General features: G+C 70.8%; 21 protein-coding genes. 11 read left to right on the top strand and 10 right to left on the bottom strand.

What is annotated here, in order from left to right; genetic code table 11:
• The first annotated feature begins 91 nt into the window (after positions 1 to 91).
• The 5 genes from FOF48_RS23420 to FOF48_RS23400 all read left to right on the top strand — a co-directional run bounded on the left by FOF48_RS23420 (position 92) and on the right by FOF48_RS23400 (position 4682).
• Entirely contained in the window at positions 92 to 643 is a 552-nt protein-coding gene (locus FOF48_RS23420) for a carboxymuconolactone decarboxylase family protein (RefSeq protein WP_143904986.1), read from the top strand.
• On the top strand, positions 640 to 1116 hold the full coding sequence (locus FOF48_RS23415; RefSeq protein ID WP_143904985.1) for a redoxin domain-containing protein: 477 nt from the start codon (positions 640 to 642) through the stop codon (positions 1114 to 1116). The genes FOF48_RS23420 and FOF48_RS23415 overlap by 4 nt, the downstream gene beginning before the upstream one ends.
• An 84-nt stretch (positions 1117 to 1200) precedes the next feature.
• Entirely contained in the window at positions 1201 to 1830 is a 630-nt protein-coding gene (locus FOF48_RS23410) for an RNA polymerase sigma factor (RefSeq protein ID WP_143904984.1), read from the top strand.
• A 111-nt stretch (positions 1831 to 1941) separates the two neighbouring features.
• Complete coding sequence (locus FOF48_RS23405; RefSeq protein ID WP_143904983.1) at positions 1942 to 3321, top strand: ferritin-like domain-containing protein; 1380 nt, start codon at positions 1942 to 1944, stop codon at positions 3319 to 3321.
• A gap of 203 nt (positions 3322 to 3524) precedes the next feature.
• Positions 3525 to 4682: a methyltransferase domain-containing protein gene (locus tag FOF48_RS23400; protein WP_255442567.1), complete on the top strand. Its 1158-nt coding sequence runs from the start codon at positions 3525 to 3527 to the stop codon at positions 4680 to 4682.
• Here the strand turns inward: FOF48_RS23400 and FOF48_RS23395 are convergent.
• Positions 4660 to 5706, bottom strand: coding sequence for an isopenicillin N synthase family oxygenase (locus FOF48_RS23395; protein ID WP_143904981.1), 1047 nt, complete (start codon positions 5704 to 5706; stop codon positions 4660 to 4662). The two genes, FOF48_RS23400 and FOF48_RS23395, sit on opposite strands and share 23 nt — an antisense overlap.
• A 143-nt stretch (positions 5707 to 5849) precedes the next feature.
• Here FOF48_RS23395 and FOF48_RS23390 point away from each other — a divergent pair, with 143 nt between their 5' ends.
• On the top strand, positions 5850 to 6857 hold the full coding sequence (locus FOF48_RS23390; RefSeq protein WP_255442594.1) for an oxidoreductase: 1008 nt from the start codon (positions 5850 to 5852) through the stop codon (positions 6855 to 6857).
• A gap of 61 nt (positions 6858 to 6918) precedes the next feature.
• Here the strand turns inward: FOF48_RS23390 and FOF48_RS23385 are convergent, their stop codons facing one another.
• From FOF48_RS23385 to FOF48_RS23350, 8 genes are all read right to left on the bottom strand, one after another.
• Positions 6919 to 7743, bottom strand: a complete 825-nt coding sequence (locus tag FOF48_RS23385) for a GNAT family N-acetyltransferase (RefSeq protein ID WP_143904979.1) — start codon at positions 7741 to 7743, stop codon at positions 6919 to 6921.
• 31 nt (positions 7744 to 7774) lie between these two features.
• Positions 7775 to 9388, bottom strand: coding sequence for a glycosyl hydrolase family 18 protein (locus FOF48_RS23380; RefSeq protein ID WP_186002043.1), 1614 nt, complete (start codon positions 9386 to 9388; stop codon positions 7775 to 7777).
• A gap of 160 nt (positions 9389 to 9548) precedes the next feature.
• Positions 9549 to 10553 (bottom strand): hypothetical protein, encoded by a 1005-nt coding sequence (locus FOF48_RS23375; RefSeq protein ID WP_143904977.1) that lies wholly within the window; start codon positions 10551 to 10553, stop codon positions 9549 to 9551.
• Positions 10554 to 12075: 1522 nt separating this feature from the next.
• Entirely contained in the window at positions 12076 to 12570 is a 495-nt protein-coding gene (locus FOF48_RS23370; protein WP_143905126.1) for an endonuclease V, read from the bottom strand.
• A gap of 73 nt (positions 12571 to 12643) precedes the next feature.
• Entirely contained in the window at positions 12644 to 13300 is a 657-nt protein-coding gene (locus FOF48_RS23365; protein WP_255442566.1) for a carbonic anhydrase, read from the bottom strand.
• A 96-nt stretch (positions 13301 to 13396) separates the two neighbouring features.
• Positions 13397 to 14206: a sigma-70 family RNA polymerase sigma factor gene (locus FOF48_RS23360; RefSeq protein ID WP_143904976.1), complete on the bottom strand. Its 810-nt coding sequence runs from the start codon at positions 14204 to 14206 to the stop codon at positions 13397 to 13399.
• A gap of 57 nt (positions 14207 to 14263) precedes the next feature.
• On the bottom strand, positions 14264 to 14749 hold the full coding sequence (locus FOF48_RS23355) for a DUF6691 family protein (protein ID WP_235685810.1): 486 nt from the start codon (positions 14747 to 14749) through the stop codon (positions 14264 to 14266).
• A 10-nt stretch (positions 14750 to 14759) separates the two neighbouring features.
• Positions 14760 to 15185: a YeeE/YedE family protein gene (locus FOF48_RS23350; protein WP_143904975.1), complete on the bottom strand. Its 426-nt coding sequence runs from the start codon at positions 15183 to 15185 to the stop codon at positions 14760 to 14762.
• 99 nt (positions 15186 to 15284) lie between these two features.
• Between FOF48_RS23350 and FOF48_RS23345 the strand changes: the two genes are divergently transcribed.
• Positions 15285 to 15992 carry an MBL fold metallo-hydrolase gene (locus FOF48_RS23345; protein ID WP_143904974.1) on the top strand — a complete coding sequence of 236 codons (708 nt, stop codon included), beginning with the start codon at positions 15285 to 15287 and terminating at the stop codon, positions 15990 to 15992.
• 57 nt (positions 15993 to 16049) lie between these two features.
• Here the strand turns inward: FOF48_RS23345 and FOF48_RS23340 are convergent, their stop codons facing one another.
• Positions 16050 to 16601 (bottom strand): glutathione peroxidase, encoded by a 552-nt coding sequence (locus FOF48_RS23340; protein ID WP_143904973.1) that lies wholly within the window; start codon positions 16599 to 16601, stop codon positions 16050 to 16052.
• Positions 16602 to 16788: 187 nt separating this feature from the next.
• Here FOF48_RS23340 and FOF48_RS23335 point away from each other — a divergent pair, with 187 nt between their 5' ends.
• The 4 genes from FOF48_RS23335 to FOF48_RS23320 all read left to right on the top strand — a co-directional run bounded on the left by FOF48_RS23335 (position 16789) and on the right by FOF48_RS23320 (position 21720).
• Positions 16789 to 18912 (top strand): ATP-binding protein, encoded by a 2124-nt coding sequence (locus FOF48_RS23335; protein ID WP_143904972.1) that lies wholly within the window; start codon positions 16789 to 16791, stop codon positions 18910 to 18912.
• The gene (locus tag FOF48_RS23330; protein WP_143904971.1) at positions 18902 to 20275 is read left to right on the top strand and encodes a sigma-54 dependent transcriptional regulator; all 1374 of its coding nucleotides are present in this window, start codon (positions 18902 to 18904) and stop codon (positions 20273 to 20275) included. Before FOF48_RS23335 ends, FOF48_RS23330 begins: the two co-directional genes overlap by 11 nt.
• An 88-nt stretch (positions 20276 to 20363) precedes the next feature.
• Positions 20364 to 20888, top strand: coding sequence for an OmpA family protein (locus FOF48_RS23325; RefSeq protein ID WP_143904970.1), 525 nt, complete (start codon positions 20364 to 20366; stop codon positions 20886 to 20888).
• A gap of 109 nt (positions 20889 to 20997) precedes the next feature.
• Positions 20998 to 21720: a DUF3014 domain-containing protein gene (locus FOF48_RS23320; protein WP_255442565.1), complete on the top strand. Its 723-nt coding sequence runs from the start codon at positions 20998 to 21000 to the stop codon at positions 21718 to 21720.
• Positions 21721 to 21858: the final 138 nt, after the last annotated feature.

Here is a 21858-nt window from a genome sequence, read left to right as displayed (position 1 = left end):
GCGAAGATTCGACGATCGAGGCGTAACGCGCGGGGGGGTTCGCGACCTTAATGACTGGCAAACCGCAATCATGCGGTCCCATGGAGTTTTCATGTCCCGTCTCAACCTTGTCGACGCTTCTCACGCCACGCTCAAACCCATCAAGGAAAAGCTGGGCGCCAACCTCCCTCCGCCGGTCCGGGTGCTTGCCAATTCGCCCGCGGCGATGAATGCCTTCTTCGCCCTGCACGGGACGCTGGGCCAGGGGCAGCTGTCGCCGCGCGTCCGGGAGCAGCTGGCCATCGCGGTGGGCAACGCGCAGGGCTGCCGCTACTGCGTCTCGCACCACACGCAGCTGGGCCGCCGGACGGGGCTCTCCGATCAGGAGCTGGATCAGGCGCGCTCGGGCCGCGCGCCCGACGCCAAGGTGGAGGCCGCGCTCCAGTTCGCCCGGCAGATCGCCGCGCGCCGTGGCGCCGTGACGGACGCGGAGCTGGCGACGGTCCGCGCCGCGGGCTGGAACGACGGTGACGTGGTGGAGATGCTGGCGCAGGTCGTCGCCATCACCTTCGGCAACTACCTCAACCATCTGGCGCAGACGGAGATCGACATTCCGCCCGTGGACCTGGTGCCCGCGGCGGTGATCGACGGAATCCACGCGTGACCGCGACCTTCGAGCCCGGAGCCCGGTTTCCGGACCTGGAGCTCCAAGACAGCGAGGGCAAGCCCACGCGGTTGGGCGAGGCCATGGGCGGCGAGGCGGCGGTGGTGTTCTTCCTCCGCAACGCCGCGTGCCCCGTCTGCCGCAACCACCTGAAGACGCTGGCGAAGCGCCAGGGCGACATCGCGACGAACGGAGCGCGCGTGATCTCCGTCGTCCCGGACGGCCCGGAGGAGGCGCGGGAGCTGGCGGCGTGGCTGGGCCTGCCCGTGCCGGTGCTCACGAGCGGTTCGGGGTCGCACGCGGACGCGGGCCTGGAACCGATGCTCTGGGGCAAGCTCCAGCCCAGCGGCACGGTGCTCCTGGGCGCCTCCCGGCAGGTCGTCTACGGAAGGCAGTCCGCCCTGCCGCCGCTGGGCTTCAATGAGAAGGAGTTGATGAACGCGCTCGCGCAAGGCGGGCACCGCGCCGGGTAGGCGTGCGTCGCCCTGCGTCATCCAGGAGTTCCTGGCCTTCCCCCTTCGGCGCGAAAAGCCGAAGGGGATTAGGATGGCGGAGCCATGCCTGATGACCGAGTCCGAGACCCCGCCACGGAGCGAGCCGAGTTCCTCTCCTGGATCACCCTGCTCGTCCACCAGCACCGTGCGCGCCTCGTGACGAGCGCGAGGCGGCGGGGGTTGCCCCCCGAGGACGCGCTCGACTGTGTCCAGGATGCGTTCGTGACGTTCCTGCGGATGCCGGAGGCGACGACGTTGTCGGCCCGCTCGAACGAGGTGGAGCGCCTGCTCTCGACGCTGGTCGCCCACGCCGCGCTGAACCAGCGGCGCAAGCTGGCCCGGCGGTCCCTGCCCGCGGAGATCGAGCTCTCCGAAGTGGCCTCCGACCTGCCCTCCGCGGACACGCTGGTGGCGGAGGCGGAGGCGCGGGTGAGCCTGGTGCGCTGTGTCGAACAGCTCTCGCAGATGCAACAGGCGGTGATCCGGCTCCGGCTGCTGGACGAGTGTCCCGGCGAGGAGGTCTCCACGCTGCTGGGACTGTCGCCGGAGAACGTCCGCATCCTGTTGTTCCGCGCGCGCCAGCGCCTGCGGGAGTGTCTGGTGCTGGCCATGAAGGATCAGGACGCCCCCCACCAGGCCGCGACGGAGACCGCCCCGGCGTCGCCGCAGGGCTCCGCGCTGGACCGGGTGTGAGCCCGCCCGCCTGAGCCTCGGACAGAAAGCGGCGCGTGAGATGTCCCACGCCCGCCGGTTCGCGTGTCCATGGAGGGCGGGGCCCGTCCCGCGCCATCCTGTGAGGCCTTCATGCGAGCAGCCCGGCTGCTTCGTCTCTTCTCACGCGCCCTGAGGACCACGCTGGCGGCCCCGCTGCTCGTCGTGGGATGCCAAGGGAACGACTTCGCGGAGCCTGTCGCGCCCGCCGAGCCCACCGCGCCCGCCGTGCCTACCGACCTGGGCCAGTACTCCGACGTCGAGTGCGTGAATGGCGCGCCCGCCATCAGCGACCTGTCGATTGAGCCTCCTGCGGATTCGGTCCAGCTCCGCGCCATCTACCTTCAGCGCAAGCCCCCCACGGTCCATGTCCGGACGACGGAGGGAGCGGTCTGCGCGACGGCCTCCGACCCGCGGGCGTGTGAGTCCCGGCTCGACACGCTGGAGGTTCAAGAGGGCTTTCCGCGCACCTGTGGCATCTACGTGGACTGTGGTTCTGATTTCCTGACGATGACCCGGGGTGACGAGGCGGCGGCCTTCACGAGCGCGGCGGCGGTCAAGGAACTGCTGGGCCGCATCGACACGCCCCAGGACGCGGCGCTGCTGGCCTTCGCGGCGGGCTATTCCCTGTGCGAGTGGACCGGGGACCGGCACGGCAAGGTGCGGCTCCTACCGGATGGGACCTTCAGCGTCATCGGCACGCAGGGCTACCCCTGTGGCGAAGGCACGGCCCTGACGCAGCACGTGCTGGCCATCACCCGTGCTGGCGAGCTCACGGAGAAGCAACGCACCGTCCTCGAGAAGGGCGACCCCCTCTGCACCATCGGCCGGCGGCCCGTGGGACTCCAGGAGGCGCGCGCCGGTGACTGCGAGGATGCGCGGGGCCGCTACTTCGCGGACGCAGCGCGGCTGGAGGCCGCGTCCATCCACGCCTTCCTGCGCCTGCGTGAGGAGCTGGCCCTGCATGGCGCGGACACGGCGTTGCAGGACGCGGCGCTCTTGAGCGCGGAGGACGAGGTGCGCCACACCGCCGTCACCGCGCGGCTCGCCCTCCGTTACGGCGCCATCCCTCCTCCGCCCGCGGTGGCCGCCCTTCCCTTGCGTCCCCTGAGGGAGGTGCTGCTCGACAACGCCGTGGAGGGTTGTGTGCGGGAGACCTACGGCGCGCTGCTGGCCCACCATCAGGCCCTGCATGCGCGCGACCCGGAGATCCGCGAGGCCATGCTCCGCATCGCCCAGGACGAAACGCGCCACGCCGGCCTGTCCTGGGACATCGACGCGTGGGCTCGCTCGAAACTGTCATTGGAGGAGCGCTCCATCCGGAGGGAGGCGCGGCGCCGCGCCGTCGAAGCGCTGCGCGCGGAGGTGGCCGTGCCGCTCGACCCGCGGCTCACCGCCGACGCCGGACTGCCATCCCCCGAGGTCGCGGAGACCCTGCTGGACGTACTTGAGCAGGAACTCTGGGCCTGCTGATAGGCTTCTGGGGCCGAAAGGGAGTCTTGCCCCTCTGCCTCGGAGTCATTCATGGGTTCGCATTGGATGCTGTCCAAGGTCACCTTGACTGACGCGCTCGGGCCATCACTCCGGCCCAGCCCCCTCTGGCCATGAGCTCGACACCGCGCCCGCCCAGGTCTCCGCTGCTCGCCCGGTCCGCGGGCCCGTTTGGCAACCGCCTGGTGGCGACACGGGTGATCGCGGCGGGAGAGGTGCTCATCGAAGCCATGGAAGGCCTCCAGGTCCCGGAGCCTGGACGTCACACGCTCCAGGTGGGCCGCAACCGCCACCTGGAGGCGCCGCCGGACTCCCCCTGGCGCGACCTCAACCACGCGTGCGAGCCCACTGCCCGGCTGGAGTCCGCTCCTGGGACGGCCCAACTCCAGCTCGTGGCACGGACGGGGATCGCCGCGGGTCAGGAGGTCACGATCAACTACCTGACCACCGAGTGGTCCCTGGCGGAGCCCTTCGCCTGCCATTGTGGCGCGACCACGTGCGTGGGGCAGGTGCGCGGCGCCCGCCACCTCACCGACGCGCAGCGCGATCCCCTGGCCTCGGAGTTCCTGCCGCACCTCCAGCAACAGCTGCTGGTGCTGTCCGCGACCCCGCCGTGGTACCGCGACGCCTTCTCCATCACCGACGCGGTCTGGTACCGCTCGCTCGATGCCACCGCGGAGCGGGAGGTGGAGCAGGTCCTGCGCCTCCTGGAACTGAAGCCCGGCGCGGACATCCTGGACCTGTGCTGCGGACATGGCCGCCACGCGCACGAGCTGGCCCGGCGAGGCTTCCGCGTCACCGGCCTGGACCTGTCCGCCGAACGCCTGGGCATGGCCCGCGAGCGCGCGCTCCGCGACGGAACGCAGCTCACCTGGGTGGAGGCGGACATGCGCGCCATCCCCACGGGAGGCCACGACGCCGTCATCCTGCTCTCCTCCTCCTTCGGCTTCCTGGAGGACGACGCGGCCCACCTGGAGGCGCTGCGCTCCGCGTTCGCCGCGCTGGCCCCCGACGGCCAGCTCCTCATCCAAACCGACAACCGCGACCACGCCATCCGCCAGCCCCCGCGCCAGTGGGGAGAGGACGACACCCTGCTCTGGTGGGAGGAGAACCGCTTCGACCCGCTCACCAGCCGCAACCACCGCCGCTACAGCGGCCGGCATTTGAAGACGGGCAAGACGTACGAACAGCGCTTCCACTACCGCCTCTTCTGCGCGCACGAGCTGGGCGCCATGCTGGAGCAGGCCGGGCTGCGGGTGGAGGGCTGCTGGGGCGGGCTGGACGGCCAGCCCCTCACGCTGGACAGCCCGGAGCTGGTCCTCAGGGCGCGGCGTCCGCGCTGAGGGACAGCACCTCCGAGCGCAGCTCGGGGAACACCTTGCCCACCTTGCCGAGCAGGTAGTCCCCGTACGTGCCCCGGAAGGCGTGGACGCTCTGACGGTCCCAGCGCTCCGCGTGGTCGTCCTCGCCCGCGTCCCTCAAGACCGGCGAGTCGATGGCATGAATCTCCGCCGTCCAGTCCGGATCAAAGAAGAGCGGCAGCGACAGCCGGTCGCGGCCCGCGCGGTTGAGCACCCGGTGCGGCGTGGAGCGGTACACGCCCCGGGTCATCCGGTCGAGCATGTCACCGATGTTGCACACGAACGCGTCCTCCACTGGCGGCGCGTCCACCCAGCGCGTGTGCCCATCCTGCCGCGTCTTCACCTGGAGCCCGCCCGCGTCGTCCTGCTTGAGGATGGTGAGCACGCCGTAGTCGGTGTGTTCACCCACGCCCCACACCGGCAGCCCCTCGGCGTCCACCTCCGGGCCCGGTGGGTAGTTGAAGATGCGGAACAGCACCGTGGGGTCCGCCATGTACCGCTGGGAGAAGTGGTCCGCCTCCAGCTCCAGGCTGAGCGCGAGGCCGGACATCAGCGAGTGCCCCAGCGACGTCAGCGCCGCCATGTAGTCCAGCACCGCGCCACGCAGCGCCTCGGGTCGCGCGGGGAACAGGTTGGGTCCGTGCAGCGGCGTGCCGGCGCGCACGCGCGGATCCTCCGGCGGCAGCTCCGTGCCGAAATACAGCCCCTCCTTGCGGTCCGGCCGGCCGGACGTGAGCTCCCCGCCCACGGGGAAGAAGCCCCGCCACGCCCGGCCGCCCAGCGACATGCGCACCCGCTGCTTCTCCTCCTCCGGGGACGCGAAGAAGTCCCGCGCCAGCGCCTCCAGCCGGGCCTGGAGCCCCACGTCCACCCCGTGCCCCACGACATAGAAGAACCCGGTGTGCCGACACGCCGCGCCCATGCGCGCGGCGACCTCTCGGCGGGCCTGGAGGCTCGAGGTGGGGTCGACCAGGGCGCGGACGTCGATGAGGGGCACGGTGTCCATGGGGCGGACTCTAACGCGCCACGGCCGATGCGGGTGTTGGGAAGCCGCCAGCAACAGGCCCTCGTGTCCATCCGCTCCAGGGCGGATTCCCGCTAGCCTCCGAGCCCATGACATCCGCTCCCGTCCCCGGCTCCCCGTTGCGTGTGGGTCTCCTCGGCTATGGCCTGTCGGGCTCGCGCTTCCACGGGCCGCTCATCGCCGCGGAGCCCGCGTTCAAGCTGGCCGCCGTGGCCTCGCGCCGCGCGGAGGTCGTGGCGCGCGACTGGCCGGGCGTCCGCACGGGCACGGTGGAATCACTCCTGTCGGATCCGGACCTGCACGTGCTCGTCGTGTGCACGCCCAATGACATGCACGCGTCGCTCGCCGAACAGGCCCTGCGCGCGGGCAAGCACGTGGTGGTGGAGAAGCCCTTCGCGCTCGACGCGGACCAGGCGCTGCGGCTGGACGCGCTCGCGAGGGAGCGTGGGCTGTGTCTCACCGTCTTCCACAACCGGCGCTGGGACGGCGACTTCCTCACCGCGCGACAGCTCCTGGCCCAGGGACGGCTGGGGACGCTCTACAGCCTGGAGAGCCACTTCGACCGGCTCCGCCCGCAGGTGAAGGCGCGCTGGAAGGAACAGGATGTGCCCGGCGGCGGCACGCTGTGGGACCTGGGGGCCCACCTGGTGGATCAGGCCGTGCAGCTCCTGGGCATGCCGGAGTCGGTGGCCGCGGACCTGGGGAGACAGCGTCCCGGCGCGCAGGGCACGGACTGGTTCCACCTGGTGCTTCGCTACGGCGCGCTGCGCGTGCTGCTGCACTCCGGCTCGGTGGTGCACGCACCGTGGCCCCGCTTCATCTTGCAGGGCGACCGGGATGCGTACGTGAAGCACGAGCTGGACCCACAGGAGGGGCAGCTGGAAGCGGGCCTGCGCCCCGGCCACCCGGACTTCGGTCGCGAGCCCGCCGCGCGCCATGGCCGGCTGCTGGCATCGGGAGAGACCGTCGCCACCGTGCCCGGCGACTACGGCCAGTTCTATCGCCAGCTCGCCGCGGCCATCCTCCACGGCGAGCCCGTCCCCGTGACAGCCGTGAGCGCGAGCCAGACCGTGCGAGTCATCCAAGCGGCCCTCCAAAGCGACGCGGAGGGCCGCCGCATCGCCCTCGCGTGAGTCGGTGCGCCCGCCCCAGCGCCCGGAACATGGGCGGCGCGGGACGGCGACCCCGCCTCGCTCAAGGCGACGGCACCAGCCCCGCGCCGGGCTTCACCAGCACGGCGCGGGAGTACGCCATCTGGAACCCCATCCGCATGGCGTTGCGCTCGGTCGGGATGCCGGGCGCGGACATGATGGCCGCCAGGTCGCTGCCCCGCTCCAGGCCCCGCTCCAGCCGAGCGGAGATCAACGCCTGCTGGATGCCGCGCCGCCGGTACGCGGGCAGCACCGACGTGCCGAACAGGGACGTGAGCCCTTCGCTCGACTCGCAGCCTCCAGCCCCCACGGCGACGCCCTCCAGCCACGCCACGAACGAGTCCGTGTTGGGGGCGCGTGCCCCCTTCAGGCCCAGCTCGAAGAACACCTCTGGCATCGCCTCGCCTTCGGGGACGAAGCCACTGTTGGCGACCTCCACGAACCGGCGCACGGCCGCCTCGTCGGACGGGTCCACCCGCTCGATGCGCAACCCCGCTGGCGCCCCCTGCCCCTGGGAGACCCGGCCGGCCCCCGCGCGAAGCGGCCGGTACAGCACCGTCTCGAACTCGCGCAGCACGAAGCCTCGGTCCGCCAGCCCCCGGAGCAGGGCCGGCGGCGTGAAGGGGCTCAGCTCCGCCTTCGGCTCCACCCCGCGCGAGGAGAAGAAGTCCACCAGCGCGTCCAGCTCCGCCCCCGTCACCTCCCGGTCGTAGCCATAGCCGCACGACTTGTTCACGTAGGCGCCCACGCCGCCAAACGCCATCCAGCCGTCGGCCAGCGGCGCGGACTCCGTCGCCAACGCCACCGCGCCGGTCGCCTGCTTTCGCTCGAACCGCCTTGCGATCTCCACCAGGTTCACATCGTTCATCCCGCCCCTTTACCCCGGGCGGATTCACCTGTCAGGGCGCGGAGACGCCGCCCGCCACCTCCCCGTGCGGACGCGCATCCCGGACGACAGGCCCCAGCGGGCGCACCTGACCGGGGACATACGTGGGGGCCATGTCGAACACGGTGTGCAGCGTCTGGGCGCCCAACCCCTCGCGCGCGGCGTTGTGGAGCAGCCCGGTGTCCTGGTGCGCGCCCCCGCAGAACATGCCCCCCAGCCCGTTCGCGGCGACGAACTCCGCCTTCGCCTTCACCGTGCGCGGCGTGTCCAGGGTGATGAGCTGCCGCGCCTCCTCGCTGTAGAGATAGTCCGCGTCCGCCCAGCTGTCCGTGCACAGCTCGAAGCCATTGCGGCCCACGGGGGGCCGGGCGGAGAAGTCCACCTGGTTGCGCAGCAGATCGTACAGCTCCACCACGCCCGCCTCGAAGGTGCCCAGCGCGGCGCCTTCCGCGTTGTACTGGAGCGAATCCCGGCTGGCCCCCGCGGCGGCCTGTCCTTGCGCGGCGTACCCCAGGTGAAGACAGGCCGGCTCCACCTTGCGCGACACGAGGAAGTCCACGGCCAGCTCGATGGAGTGCATGGAGCCCGGGTAGCGCTTGAGGTTCGCGTGGTGCGCGATGGCGCGCGACGTCCCGGTGCTGAAGAAGTCGAAGCCCTTCAGATACACCCGGTCCAGCCCCACCTCCCGAAGCGCCGGCACGTTCGCCATCCGCAGCTTCGCGAGGTCGCAGCTCGCCGCGATGGAGATCTCCTTGCGGCCCAGGCTCCGCGCCGAGTCCAGCGCCGCCCGCAACTCCCCCACCAGCCGGACATAGTTCGCGCCGTCGTCCTTGGACGACTCGTCGCTCTCCAGCCGCCCGCCCCCCAGGCAATCCCAGTCCAGGTCCACCGAGGAGAACATCGGGAAGAGGGAGAACATCTCCAGGACGCTGGAGATGAACTCCGCGCGCTCCCGGGCGCTGGCCGCCATCCCGGAGAAGTGGCCGGACATCAGCCATCCCCCCACGGAGAAGGCCAGCTCCAACGGATGTCCTCGCGCCGCGGCCTGCAGCTGAAGGTTCCTCAAGCCCCCCAGGATGCCCAGGGCCCGGTCCTGGGAGAAGTACAGCGCGTGGTAGTTGGAGAGGCTGGCCCCCACCTTCGCCATGGCCATTCCCTGGAACGGGAACGACGCCACGTCCTGGAGGTAGTCCACGATGGTGATGCGTCCACGGCGGTCCAGCTGAGAGCCCCGGGCGTGCTTGCGGATCTGCGAAGCGCGGGGCCCCGCGTCCCCCACGATGCCCAGCGCCCCGAACACGAGCCGGTCATACGCCGTGGGCGGCAGGCGCGAGACATCGAACCCCCGCCCGAAGAAGCGCGGCTCACGCAGGCCCACCGGCCGGCCGTCCTCCATGCCCAGGTCCGAAACACACGCGGACAACTGCGGCCGCCGCTCCGTCCGGGAATACGAATTATAGACAGGCCGCCCCACGCGCACGGATGTATAGGAAAGGTTCCCTCCCAACCCATCGCCCCGGTACCCCACGCGCTGATACCCCAGCCGCGTCGACACATCGTCCTGCGTCAGGGCGTCCGGAACGAAGGGCTCCAGGAGCCCCTGCGAATCCCGACTGGGATTACCCATCCGCGAAAAACCACCCCGCCCCACCCCATCCCATCCACGCTTCGAATCCATCATTTTCGTATTTCCTCACACCGACCCAAGAAAGAACCGCGACACAAAAACACAAACGAGAAATGCAACCCCCAGGGCGCGGGCGCCACGCCGCCTCCAGGGCAATGCCTCACAAGGCGGCCAGCAGCTCCCTGAAGGCGGGCTTGTCATCCAGGTGCCGCTGGAGCGCCGCCACCAGTTGGCGTGCCTGCGCGCCCGGCATCAGGGGCAGGGCCTGGTAGTAGATGCACCCCTGCTGGAAGAGCGTGCGCCCTCCCTTGTCGGGCGGCGGTCCGGCGCCCGGACGGGACAACCCCAGGCTCCCGCCCACCGCGCCCAGCACCGTGAGCAGCTCCGCGATGAGCGCGCCCAGCAGCACCAGCCGGTCCCGCTGCCCGGGCGGGTGAGGCCCCGCGGGGGCCAGGCCCATCCGGTGGAGCCATTCCGGAGACAGGAGCTCCGGGGCCGGCCCGCCCAGCCGCGCGGCGAAATCCAGGACCGTCTTCGCGGGCGTGGAGCGCAGGCTCGTGGCCAGGCACCACGGCGTGTGGAGCGCCCCCTTCTTCGCGCAGACGAGTGCCGCCACGGGGATCTGTTCGGGGGTGAGCCGCACGTCCAGCACGCGCCCCGGGCGCATCGACTCCGGCGTCCAGGCCGCGGCGGGGCGGCGGCCTTCCGTGGCGTGGAACACCTCCGTGTCCGGCGCCACCCTGACGACGTAGTCCAGCCCCAGCGCCGCCAGCTGGCGCACGACGCGAGGCTCGCTGAAGGTCTCGGCCGCCAGGAACACCGCCTTGAGCGCCGGGGGCACCACCTCTCTCAACCGCGCGAGCACCGCGGCCTCCACCGCCGGACGCTCCCGCTCCAAGGCGGCTGCATCCACCGTCCTCCACACCAGCGGCGTCGGAAGGGAGCGCTTCGCCAGCAGCGATGCGACCAGCGTCGCCTGCCCCGCGGCCGGGAAGCGCATCCAGCGCAGTTCGATGAGCGCCCGGAGGCGAGTCGCCAGGACATAGGGCACCCAGTCACCAAAGAGGCCCCAGGCGCCGGGCGCATCCTCGCGGAAGAGGGCTCCCTGGGCGCCGCGCCAGACATGGGGTGCGGCAGAGAATGACGGGGACGGATGAGCGGACATGGAAAGGCTTCCTTCAGCGCGGCCCGCCTGATGCGGACACACGACTGGAATGAGGGGACCGGCCAGCGGGGCCGGGGCGGTTGAGACCGTGAGGAGTGGAAGGAGCGGCGGGGGCGGACACCGGGGCGCGTGCACCGGCATCCTGGCTCCCGGCCAGGAGCCACTTCGATGCGCGGCGACGCTGGCCGAGGAGGGACCGCCGCCAGGGGGGCGGAGGCCCCTCAAATCAGGGCCTGTGACGCCCGACAGGAGCGTGGGCTACGTCCGACGCATGCTCGCCTCGAACAAGCCCAGCGGAGGCGCCACCTCCGGCCCCACGCTTCCCTCCCCGGTGACCCGCACGTCCTTCATTTCCTTCGCGTCGCTCGCCATTGCGCTCCGCTCCTCCAGGGGCACGCCACCGTGACGTCCTCGCAAGCGGGAATGGACGTCCCCGGGAGCACCCGGCTCCCGCCACGGCTGAATGCCTCAATTGCTTGCGAGCCGGAAGCTGGAACCCGCCCCCAACTCCAGCAACTGCCTTTTGGGTCTATATCGGAGAAGATAGACACACCCACCCGATAAAATTAAAATCACATCTCAACCCGCGCGATTCTGGAACGAGAACTCCAGACCCGAGTGCCGGACGATGCCCCATGGGGCACGCGCGTGACAGATGCCTCCCGCCAGAGCCCTGATCCGCCCAATCACAGCACACCAAAGAGCGCCCAGCCGACACCAATATCAACGACACGTTGACAGCGTTTCATGGACCTGAGACAGCCAATTCCTACCAACCCGGTCATCACTCGCAAGCCAAGGGCAATGTCATTTCCTCCTCTGGGGCAGGACGTCCAGGGTAGCATGCCCACGCTCAATTGCTCCCGAGTGGGATGGAATCCCTTGGTACGAAGGTCCACGGCAACCTGCGCACACTCCCGTGCACACCATCCGCCGGCAGGGCCGGATTGCGTACGCGGAACCACCCTCTTCAGCCCTCGCGTCCGGATAGGCGCGCACACCTCCGCCAGTACGAAGACGCCTCCCTACCTACCCCAGGTGTCCCCACCCTCCCACGGGGTTCCCCGACCTGACCCTCGGGGTGGGGCGGCATCTCCAGACATACCCGCTGGGACGCCGGACCCGGCCCCCTGGAGCGACTGATAATCGTGACCACTGGATTGAGATTTCGAGCCACACAATCCATGCACCTCAACGCCACGACAGGGCTCGACACTGAATCACATTCATGACGACACATCCGCCCTTCACGAACCCGATACAACCGTCGCTTTCCGGCGGCGTTGTTTCGAACGACGAAAGACCGTCGCCTGCATGGCGACAGCGCCGAGAGACGTCTCAAGGACTGACTGTCGAAGACGACGCGGATGCGGATGACCATGGCCCAGCACCTGCTCGACACGTCGTGCGTGCCCGCCCGGCTGGCGCGTATCCCAAGGTCGTCTTTGTTATCGACCGTGCCCGTTGGCGGCCGGGGTCATCCGAGGCCCGGGGCCGCCGGGCGTGTTTCACTCCGGCGCGCTCACGCTTCGCGGCACAGCCGGTCCACGCGACGGAGCAAGGTGGGGAAACGCGCGTCGCCGTGCATGCGCTGGACGCAAGCCGCCGCGACCGCCGCGTCCAAGCCCGCGACCGTGACGAACAACGGACGCTGACTCCGGGCGCGGAGCACCGGCACGGCCAGGGTGTTGTCGTGAAAGGAGCGCTTCGCGACGCCCACCACCGGGACGCGCCGCCCCAGCGCTTCGTACAGGTGGGCGCCCAGGCCGGGCCGCGCCTCGCCCAGCCACACGTACCCGTCGATGACCACCGTCTCCAGCGGCTCCGCCACGGCGCCGAGCACGCGCAGCAGGTGGGGCAGCTCCCGGCGGAAGAACTCGCCCGGCACGTACTCCTCCGCCGGCGGGCCGCGTTCGACCTGCCGCCCGGCTTCGCACGCGTCCGCCCAGTCACGGAAAAGGAGGCACGCGGCCACGGTGCACTCCCGCCGGTAGTCCACGTCCACGCACGCGATCATCCAGGGCACGCTCCTCCTGGCCATCCTGCCAGGAGCCGCGGTCCCCGACACGCCTGCCTTCCTTGCCGGGCCCTCACTCCTTCGTGAGGTCGTAGACCTCCTGGATGTTGTGGAGCGTCTGCACGAAGTCGAGCTTCAGGTCCTGGAGGATGCCGTTGCGCAGGTCGAACACCCACGAGTGCACGATGGGGAAGCCCCGCGTCAGATAGGACTTCTGCACGGCGGCTGTCTTGATGATGTTGATGCTCTGCTCCAGGACGTTGAGCTCCACCAGGCGTTCATAGCGCCGGGTCTCGTCCTGGATGGTGTCCAGCTCCTGCTTGTGGAAGCGGTACACGTCTCGGATGTTGCGCAGCCAGGGGTTGAGGATGCCCAGGTCCTTGGGCTGCATCGCCGCCCGCACCCCGCCGCAGCCATAGTGGCCACAGACGATGATGTGCTTCACGTCCAACTGCCGGACGGCGTAGTTGATGACCGACATCACGTTGAGGTCGACGTTGTTGACCAGGTTGGCGACGTTGCGGTGCACGAACACGTCACCGGGCGCCAGGCCCATGATCTGGTTCGCGGGGACGCGGCTGTCCGAACATCCGATGTAGAGGAAGTCCGGCTGCTGCGACACCGACAGCTTGGTGAAATAGTCAGGGTCCGCGCGGAGCTGTTCCTCCGCCCAGCGCTGGTTGTTCTCGAAGATCTTGTCGTAGGGTGTCACGGGGCGCGACGCTCGCACGGGCGGCCTCCAGCGTCGAGCAGTCCCTGAGCCCAGCGCCGTCCAGCCAACGTCCGTGCCCCCCGACCGTCGGGAACGCGATGACGCGCGAGGGCCTCAGTCCGCCAGCGCGCGGGCCAGCGCCTGTCGCACCGCCGAGCGCACCGGGGCCGGCACGGCGTCCCCGGGGATGCTCCGGCACAGGGACACCGAGCGCTTGAGCGCCCCATGCGCCCGCGCACAGCGAGGGCACCGCGACAGGTGCGCCTCCAGGCGCGCGCAGGTGGCTTGATCCACGTCCCGCGCGACGTACTCCGACAGCTCCCGCGCCAGCTCCGCGCACCCCGGCGCGTCCGGCTGGGCGCCCTCCCCCAACAGCGTCACCACGTGCGCACGAAGCTGGACCCGGGCGCGGTGCAGCCGGCTCTTGAGGGCCCGCACCTCGATGCCCACGACCCGCGCCGCCTCCTCCGCCGTGAGCCCCTCCACGTCCCGAAGCGTCAGCGCCTCGCGCTGCTCCTCGGGCAACGCGAGGATGGCGGCCTGCAACACCTCTCCCATCTGCCGCGCGAGGGAGGCCCTGTCCGGAGTCGCCTCGTCCGCCGCCACTTGCGCGGCCGCGGGCGCATCCAGCGGCTCGAACGCGGCAGGCATCCCGGCGCGCAGGCGGCGCAACCGGCCACAGTACGTCCGGGCCAATTGGTACAGCCACGTGGACAGCGCCGCCTCGCCCCGGAAGGTGTGCAGGCCGCGAAAGGCCGCGAGCAGTGTCTCCTGGAGCACATCCCGGGCGTCCTCCTCGGAGCCGCACATGCGCAGGCCAAAGCGATACACCTGCTGCTCATGGCGGCAGAGGAGCTCCTCCAACGCCCCGGCGTCTCCAGCGCGAGCAGCCTCCATCAGCTCCACCTCGGTCCGGGGTCTCATCACCCGCCGGCCTCCTCCTCACGCGCCCGGCACGTCGCCCGGGTGCGCGGCCTCCCCTCAGGATGAGACATGGCGAGGCTCCGCGCCGGAGGCTGGGCGCTCCTGGCCCCGCGCGTCATCTCCGGCGCCGCGCTCCGGGGCCACCCACCGGGCGAGCGCCATCCCGCCCAGCATGGAGGACACGAAGACGAGCAGCGCCGGTCCCCCCTGGCCCAGCGACGCGAGCGCGGGTCCGGGGCAGTAGCCCGCGAGCCCCCACCCCACGCCGAACAGGGCCGCGCCCCCGACGAGCCGTGCATCCACCCGTTGGAGGGAGAACACAGGGAACGCAGGAGCGAACAGGGGCCGCGCCCGCCGCAGGATGAGGGGCCGCAGCGCCGCGTGCACGGCGACAGCGCCCCCCATCACGAACGCCAGCCGGAAGTCCCAGTCCCCCGCGACGTCGAGGAAGCCCAGGACGTTGGAGGGGTCGGTCATACCGCCCAGGCCCAGGCCCACGGCGAAGAGCAGCCCACTGAGGAACGCGGCGAGAGAGGGTCGCATGGGGTGCGCCTCAGAAGACATGACGGCTGAGGAAGACGGTGAGGATGCCGGTGGCCATGAAGGTGAGCGTGGCCACGAGCGAACGTGGCGAGCCCCGGCTGAGGCCGCAGACGCCGTGCCCGCTGGTGCATCCACTGCCCAGCCGTGAACCCAAGCCCACCAACAGCCCGGCCAAGGCGAGCAGGAGCACTCGGCCCCCGTCCAGCGGCTCCGGAAGGGCGAACGTCCCCGGGCGCGACCGCGCCAGCAGCAGGCCGCCTGCCAGCAGGCCGCCCAGGAACTGCGCGCGCCAGGAGATGTCACCTTTGACAGGAGCCAGGAGCGAGGCCACCACCCCGCTGATGCCCGCCACCCGTCCGTGGGCGAGCAGCAGCAAGGAGGCACTCAGGCCGATGAGCGCCCCGCCCAGCAGCGGAAGCGCGAAGGAGGAGTCCATGTGCACTTGGAGCCTGCTTTCCAGTCCAGGGATTCGCACGAAATGCGCCGCGGAATCCCCTTCCCCATCCCCTGGCTCTCACCGACAGGAGGTTTCGAGATGATCTTCCGACAGCTTTTTGATTCCGAGTCGTCAACCTACACCTACCTCATCGGCGACGCTTCCACCGGGCAGGCCGTCCTCATCGACCCCGTCCGGGAACAGGTCGACCGGGACCTGAAGCTGGTGGGCGAGCTGGGCCTCAAGCTCACCTACGTCTTCGACACCCACGTGCACGCCGACCACGTCACCGCGTCGGGCCTGCTGCGGGAGCGCACGCGGTGCACGGTGGCCAGCGGGGCCGGAGGAGCCGCCTGCGCGGACCTCCAGCTCCATCACGGGGACGAGGTGCGCGTGGGCCCGAGCATCTTCTTCCGGGTGCTCGCCACGCCGGGCCACACCGACGACAGCGTCAGCTACCTGCTGGAGGACCGCGTCTTCACCGGGGATGCCCTGCTGGTGCGCGGCAACGGCCGCACCGACTTCCAGAACGGGAGCGCGAGCCAGCTCCACGACTCCATCACCCGCGTCCTCTTCTCGCTGCCCGACGAAACGCTCGTCTACCCCGCGCATGACTACCACGGCCACACGGTGACGAGCATCGCCGAGGAGAAGCGCTACAACCCACGGCTCGCGGGCCAGAGCCTCGAGGAGTTCATCCACACCATGGAGACCCTTCACCTGCCCAAGCCCCAGCGCATCGACGTCGCGGTCCCGGCCAATCGCGCCTGCGGACGCACCCCGGCACCACCTCCCCAGGGACACTGACCCGGGGCCCGGCGATGGGGCACGGGCAGCGCCCGAGCCCCCGCCAGGGTCCTGACGTCAGGCCGGCTTCGCCAGCTCGCCTTCGATGGCCTGGAGCAGCCGCGGGTCGTCCGCCGCCACGTCCGGGGCGAAGCGGGCCGCGACCCGGCCATCGCGTCCGATAAGGAACTTCTCGAAGTTCCACTGCACCTCCGGCCTCGGGTTGGCTTCGATGCCGTAGCCCTTGAGGCGCGCGCGCATCGGGCCCTCGCCCGTGGCATCGGAGATGGCGTCCGTCAGCGCGTGGTACAGCGGGTGCTTGTCCTTGCCGACGACGGAGACCTTCGAGAACAGCGGAAAGGTCACGTCATAGCTCGTGGTGCAGAACTGCTGGATCTCCGCCTCGGAGCCCGGCTCCTGGCCCAGGAAGTCATTCGCCGGGAAGCCCAGCACCTCCAGGCCCTGGCCCTGCTTGCTCGCGTAGAGCTTCTGCAGGCCCTCGTACTGGGGGGTGAGGCCACACTTGGAGGCCACGTTCACCACCAGCAGCACCTTGCCCTTGTACTGGCCAAGGGTCCGGGGCGCGCCGTCAATGGACTTCAGGGGGATGTCATGGAGGGGCTGGCTCATGTTCCGGCTCGGTTCCTGATCAGGGGGCGGCCACTCTAGCGCAAGCCCGGGGGGCGGGCCTTCGCGAGCGGGGCCCGGCAAAGTGCCAGCCCGGTGTGGTGATTTGCGGCGGTCCCCTGGCGACAGAGGCACTTTGCCCCTGGGGGAACGGCTGGCCCGGGCCTTGCGTTGTGGGGACTCCTGCCCCATGCGCCGCCTCCTCGCCCCCCTCCTCCTGCTGCTCATCGCCCTGGCCAGCGTGGCGGGCGGAGCCGTGTGGTTCATCCAGCGGGACCGGCAGGCGCTGGTGGAGCAGTTCGGCCGGGACCGGCAGGCGCAGCTCGACGAGGCGGCCAGCGGCGTGGCCCGGTCGCTCGAGGACCTGGGAGACAACCTGCGCTTCGCGAGCGAGCTGCTCGCCCAGCCGGGCTCCACCGGGGACCACCACAACGAGCTGCGCGCCCTGCTGGAGTCCGTGGGCCAGTACCGGGCCATCGCCGTGCATGGCCCGGACGGCGCCGAGCGCCTGTTCCTGGTGGACCACAAGTCGCGCCACCTGTCGAAGGAGGCCGTCCATCCCCCGGCCCTGGCGGACACCGCGCGCCAGGCGCTGGAGTCCCCCCCGGGCTACGTCATCCCCTCGTATCCCATCGAGGGCGCCACCTCCGGATGGATGCGGGTCTTCGCCACCCGCATCGACTCCGAGGCGCCGGAGGGTCGAGGCACCGTCGCCATCCTCGTGGACACCGAACCCCTGTTCGCGCCGCTGCGCATGGTGACGGTGGACGAGAACACCCGCCTGTTGCTGCTCGGCGCCCACGGCATGCCCGCGCCCATGAGCGACCCGGGCCTGGTGGCATGGCACCGGCGTCTGTCGGAGCCCGAGGGGACGCTCGTGCCGGGCCTGCGCGCGCTGGAGGAGCACATGCGCGCGGGGGCCTCGGGGACGCTGCGGATCCCCGAAGCGGAGGCGCAGCGGCTCGGCCTGGGGTCCGCGGACGCGGTGGCCAGCTTCCGGCCGCTGCGCATGCGCGACGAGGCGTCATGGTCCGTGGCGACGCTGTCCTCCACCAGCGCGCTGCGCTCCCACGAGCGCACCCTGGTGCTGCGGCTGTCCTTGGCGGCGCTCCTCATCGCGGTGTTCCTCACCGCGTTCGGAACCTACGTGGTGCTCGCCAACCGCCGGGCCGTGGCGCTGCACGAGAGCCGCCGCCACGCCGCGCGCTTCGCGCACCTGCATGAGAAGACGCAGAAGATCCTGGACCACATCCCCACCGGCATCCTCGCCCTGAGCCACGAGGGCCGCATCAGCGGCGTGAACCAGGCGCTGCGTGCGCGGCTGCCGCCCAGCGCGGTGGGCAGCACGCTCACCGAGGCCTTCCCCAGCGCCCCCACCGCGGCGGTGCAGCGGCTGGCCGCGCTGGTGACCTCCGCGCGCGCCGTGGGGGTCGTGCGCAGCCTGCACGGCGAACCGCTCAGCCTCTTCAACGAGAAGGACCAGTACAACGTCCACGCCGTGCCGCTGGAGCACGGCGATGGCGAGGTGAGCACGCTGCTGGTGCTGGAGGACCTGAGCAACGTGCGCATGCTGGAGGATCAGCTGCTCCGCGCGGAGAAGCTGGCCACGGTGGGCGTGCTCGCCGCGGGCGTGGCCCACGAGATCGGCACGCCGCTGGGGATCATCCGGGGCCACGCGGAATACATGCTCCAGAAGGTGGGCGGCACGGAGCATCCCCAGGGCCGGGGCCTCAACGCCATCGTCACGCAGATCGACCGGGTGAGCCGCATCATCCGTCAGCTGCTGGACCTCTCGCGCCTCCAGCCGGCCCGGGCCGCGGCGGTCCCGCTGGCGCCCGTGGTTCGCGGCCTCCAGGAGCTGCTCGACATGGAGGCCGAGCGCCGGCACGTGCACTTCGAGCTCGACGTGCCGGAGCGCCTGCCCTGCCTCTCGGCGGACGCGGATCAGCTGCAGCAGGTGCTGCTCAACCTCGCGCTCAACGCCTGCGACGCGTGCAGCGAAGGAGGCCGCGTGAAGGTGAGCGCGACCGCCTTCGCGGGGGGAGACACCCCGACGCTGGAGATGGTGGAGATCCGTATCCAGGACGATGGCCGGGGAATCGCGCCGGAGCACCTGCACCAGGTCTTCGACCCGTTCTTCACCACCAAGAAGCGGGGCCAGGGCACGGGCCTGGGCCTGAGCGTGGTGGCGCAGATCGTCCGCAATCACGGTGGTCAGATCGGGGTCGACAGCGAGCCCGGGCGAGGCACCGTCGTCACGCTGCGGTGGCCGGTGGCCGCCGCCCCCAATTGGGAGGAGCGACATGCCGTCTAGCGCGCACATCCTCGTGGTGGATGACCACGAGGAGATGGGACAGATGTTGAGAGATCCGCTCACGGACGCGGGCTACCGCGTGGACCTTTCGACCAGCGGCGCGGACGCCATCGCGCAGCTGCGCTCGCGCCTGTACGACGTCGTGCTGTGTGACTTGCGCATGGAGGACGTGGACGGGCTGGACGTGCTCGCGGCGGCGAGGAAGCACGACCCGGAGCTGCCGGTGCTGCTGATGACCGCCTTCGGCGCGGTGGAGAGCGCGGTGGAGGCCATGAAGCGCGGCGCCTACCACTACCTCACCAAGCCCTTCCGCCTGGATGAGGTGCTGCTCCACGTCGGGCGGGCGCTGGACGCCCGGCGCCTGCGCGCCGAGCACCGGGACCTCAAGCGCCAGGTGGCCCAGCGCAGCGGCTTGGGGTCGCTGCTGGGCCACAGCGTGCCCATGCGCACGCTCTACGATCTCATCGAGCGCGTGGCCTGCTCCGAAGCGCCCGTGCTGCTCCGGGGCGAGAGCGGCAGCGGCAAGGAGCTGGTGGCCCGGGCGCTGCACTCGGAAGGGGCGCGGAGCGAGGAGCCCTTCGTGGCGGTCAACTGCACCGCCCTGCCCCACGCCCTGCTGGAGAGCGAGCTGTTCGGCCACCTCAAGGGCGCCTTCAGCGGCGCCACCACCACGCGCCGGGGCCTCTTCGTGGAGGCCGACGGAGGCACGCTCTTCCTGGATGAGATTGGAGACATGCCGCCGGAGCTCCAGGCGAAGCTCCTGCGCGTCCTCCAGGACGGAGAGGTGCGCGCCGTGGGGGCGGACGGCTCACGCCGGGTGGACGTGCGCATCGTCGCCGCCACGCATCAGGACCTGGAGGCGCGGGTGAAGGAGGGGCGCTTCCGGGCGGACCTCTTCTACCGGCTCAATGTGGTCTCCCTGCGCATTCCGCCGCTGCGCGAGCGCACGGAGGACATCCCGAAGCTCGCGGAGCACTTCGTGGCCCAGGCGCGCATCCGCAACCCGCGCTCCCCCGTCACCACCCTGGCCCCGGAGGTGGTGTCCGCGCTCACGCGCATGCCGTGGCCCGGAAACGTGCGTGAGCTGGAAAACCTGATGGAGCGGTTGGTGGTCCTGGGCGCGCAGCCCACCGTGGACCTGGGAATGTTGCGGCTGAACACATCCGAGGGCGCACCGGAGCTCCACCCGTTGGCCGCGGCCCATGGGCAGGTGGTCCCGCTGCGGCAGCTTGAAGGTGAATACATCGCCTGGGTGGTCGCACGCTGTGGAGGCAACAAGACACGGGCGGCGGAGCTGCTGGGGATTGATGTCTCCACCATCCACCGTCGGGAGCGCACCGACAGCGGCATTTCGCAACGTTAGAACAGCGCGCTTTGCCAGTCAGGGCGCCGCACGGTCCACGGCGCCAGACGAGGAGTTCGCGGCACGGCCCTTGCTCATGTGCGAGGGCATGAACCGAACCCTCCTCATCCTGCTGCTGGCGGCTGTCGGACTCACGGGCTGCTCGAGACGCGCCGCCAATCCCACGACCTCCGATGCGGCGACGCGGACGCCCCCAGCGCCGGTCGCGGATCGCGGTGACGCCGCGAAGCCCGCGCCCGACGACACGGAGCAGGCGCTCGCGGCGCTCCGGGCGACGCCCATCTACTTCACGCTCGACTCGTCGACGCTTCCGCCTGAAGCCAGCGACGAGCTGGAGCGGCTGGCGAAGGCACTGCGCCAGCGCTCGCTCGCGAAGGTGACGGTGGCGGGCCACACGTGTGAGCTGGGGACGACGGAATACAACATCGCGCTGGGACAGCGCCGGGCCGCCAGCGTGCGCGCGTACCTGGTGCGCCTGGGTGTCGAGCCCGAGCGCATCTCCGTCGTCTCCTATGGCGAGGAGCGGCCGGCGGACGTGAACGCCCCGGCGAAGAACCGCCGCGCCGAGTTCTCCTTCCGCCTGGCCGAACAGGCCCACGCGGGCGACCTGTAGCCCTCCTTCCTCCGCCCCATCCCCGGTTCCCATGAGCCCCGCCGACAACGCTCCCGTCCCGCCGTCCTCCCCTCGCTCCCTCCGCTGGCCCCTGGGAATCGCCGTCCTGGTGTCGTTGCTGGGAGGAGCGGGGGTCTTCTTCGTCCTCCGGCCGCCGGAGCCGCCTCCGGAGCCCACGCCCCAGTACGCGGAGCCGCCTCCGCCCACCACGCCCCCACCGCCCGCCGTGCAGCTCTCGGGCACGGACCCCCACATCCGGGATGTGTTGAAGGGGCTCTCCAGTGACGCGGACTTCCTGCGCTGGCTGTCGTCGGAGGACCTGGCACGCCGCTTCGCCGCCGCGACGAACCTGATCGCCGAAGGTCAGAGCCCGCGAATGCCTCTGTCGTTCATGGCGCCCACCGGCACCTTCCAGGTCGTGAACCGCAAGGGCCACTCCGTGATGGCGCCGGAGAGCATGGCCCGGTACGACGTCGTGGCGCGGGTCGTGGCTTCAGTGGACACGAAGGCCGTCCAGCGGGTGTACCAGGAGCTGAAGCCGTTGCTGGACGCGGCGCACGCGGAGCTGGCCCCGCCAGGGCGCAGCCTGGATCAGGCGCTGGCGCAGGCCCTGGGAAGGCTCACCGCCGTCCCGGTGCCGAAGGCCCCGGTGGAGCTCACGCCCAAGGGCGCGCTCTATGCCTACGCGGATCCGAACCTGGAGGCGCTGGGCGCCGCGGAGAAGCACTTGCTGCGCATGGGCCCGGACAACATGCGCAAGGTGCAGGCGAAACTCAGGGAGTTCGCGACCACGCTGGCCCTGCCCTCGCAGGAGCAGGCCCGCCAGCCGTAGCCCGCGGACCGGCCCGGGCATGAGGGGTTCCGGAGGCTGCCAGGCCCCCGGCATGGCAGCCAGGTGGCCGGCATGTTTGATGGATCGACCGCCTCATGCCGTCGGAGGAGGCCGCTCCCCGTTCTGCTCGGAGGGCAG

Source organism: Corallococcus sp. Z5C101001, from assembly GCF_007352635.1.
GTDB lineage: Bacteria > Myxococcota > Myxococcia > Myxococcales > Myxococcaceae > Corallococcus > Corallococcus silvisoli.
This window is presented reverse-complemented; position numbering and strand designations above follow the sequence as displayed.

Bases quoted from the DNA above. Each gene is read 5' to 3' on its own strand.
- FOF48_RS23420 (WP_143904986.1), top strand. From the start codon at position 92: ATGTCCCGTCTCAACCTTGTCGACGCTTCTCACGCCACGCTCAAACCC.
- FOF48_RS23410 (WP_143904984.1), top strand. From the start codon at position 1,201: ATGCCTGATGACCGAGTCCGAGACCCCGCCACGGAGCGAGCCGAGTTC.
- FOF48_RS23405 (WP_143904983.1), top strand. From the start codon at position 1,942: ATGCGAGCAGCCCGGCTGCTTCGTCTCTTCTCACGCGCCCTGAGGACC.
- FOF48_RS23395 (WP_143904981.1), bottom strand. From the start codon at position 5,706: ATGGACACCGTGCCCCTCATCGACGTCCGCGCCCTGGTCGACCCCACC.
- FOF48_RS23385 (WP_143904979.1), bottom strand. From the start codon at position 7,743: ATGAACGATGTGAACCTGGTGGAGATCGCAAGGCGGTTCGAGCGAAAG.
- FOF48_RS23380 (WP_186002043.1), bottom strand. From the start codon at position 9,388: ATGGGTAATCCCAGTCGGGATTCGCAGGGGCTCCTGGAGCCCTTCGTT.
- FOF48_RS23375 (WP_143904977.1), bottom strand. From the start codon at position 10,553: ATGTCCGCTCATCCGTCCCCGTCATTCTCTGCCGCACCCCATGTCTGG.
- FOF48_RS23370 (WP_143905126.1), bottom strand. From the start codon at position 12,570: ATGATCGCGTGCGTGGACGTGGACTACCGGCGGGAGTGCACCGTGGCC.
- FOF48_RS23360 (WP_143904976.1), bottom strand. From the start codon at position 14,206: ATGAGACCCCGGACCGAGGTGGAGCTGATGGAGGCTGCTCGCGCTGGA.
- FOF48_RS23355 (WP_235685810.1), bottom strand. From the start codon at position 14,749: ATGCGACCCTCTCTCGCCGCGTTCCTCAGTGGGCTGCTCTTCGCCGTG.
- FOF48_RS23350 (WP_143904975.1), bottom strand. From the start codon at position 15,185: ATGGACTCCTCCTTCGCGCTTCCGCTGCTGGGCGGGGCGCTCATCGGC.
- FOF48_RS23345 (WP_143904974.1), top strand. From the start codon at position 15,285: ATGATCTTCCGACAGCTTTTTGATTCCGAGTCGTCAACCTACACCTAC.
- FOF48_RS23340 (WP_143904973.1), bottom strand. From the start codon at position 16,601: ATGAGCCAGCCCCTCCATGACATCCCCCTGAAGTCCATTGACGGCGCG.
- FOF48_RS23335 (WP_143904972.1), top strand. From the start codon at position 16,789: ATGCGCCGCCTCCTCGCCCCCCTCCTCCTGCTGCTCATCGCCCTGGCC.
- FOF48_RS23330 (WP_143904971.1), top strand. From the start codon at position 18,902: ATGCCGTCTAGCGCGCACATCCTCGTGGTGGATGACCACGAGGAGATG.
- FOF48_RS23325 (WP_143904970.1), top strand. From the start codon at position 20,364: ATGAACCGAACCCTCCTCATCCTGCTGCTGGCGGCTGTCGGACTCACG.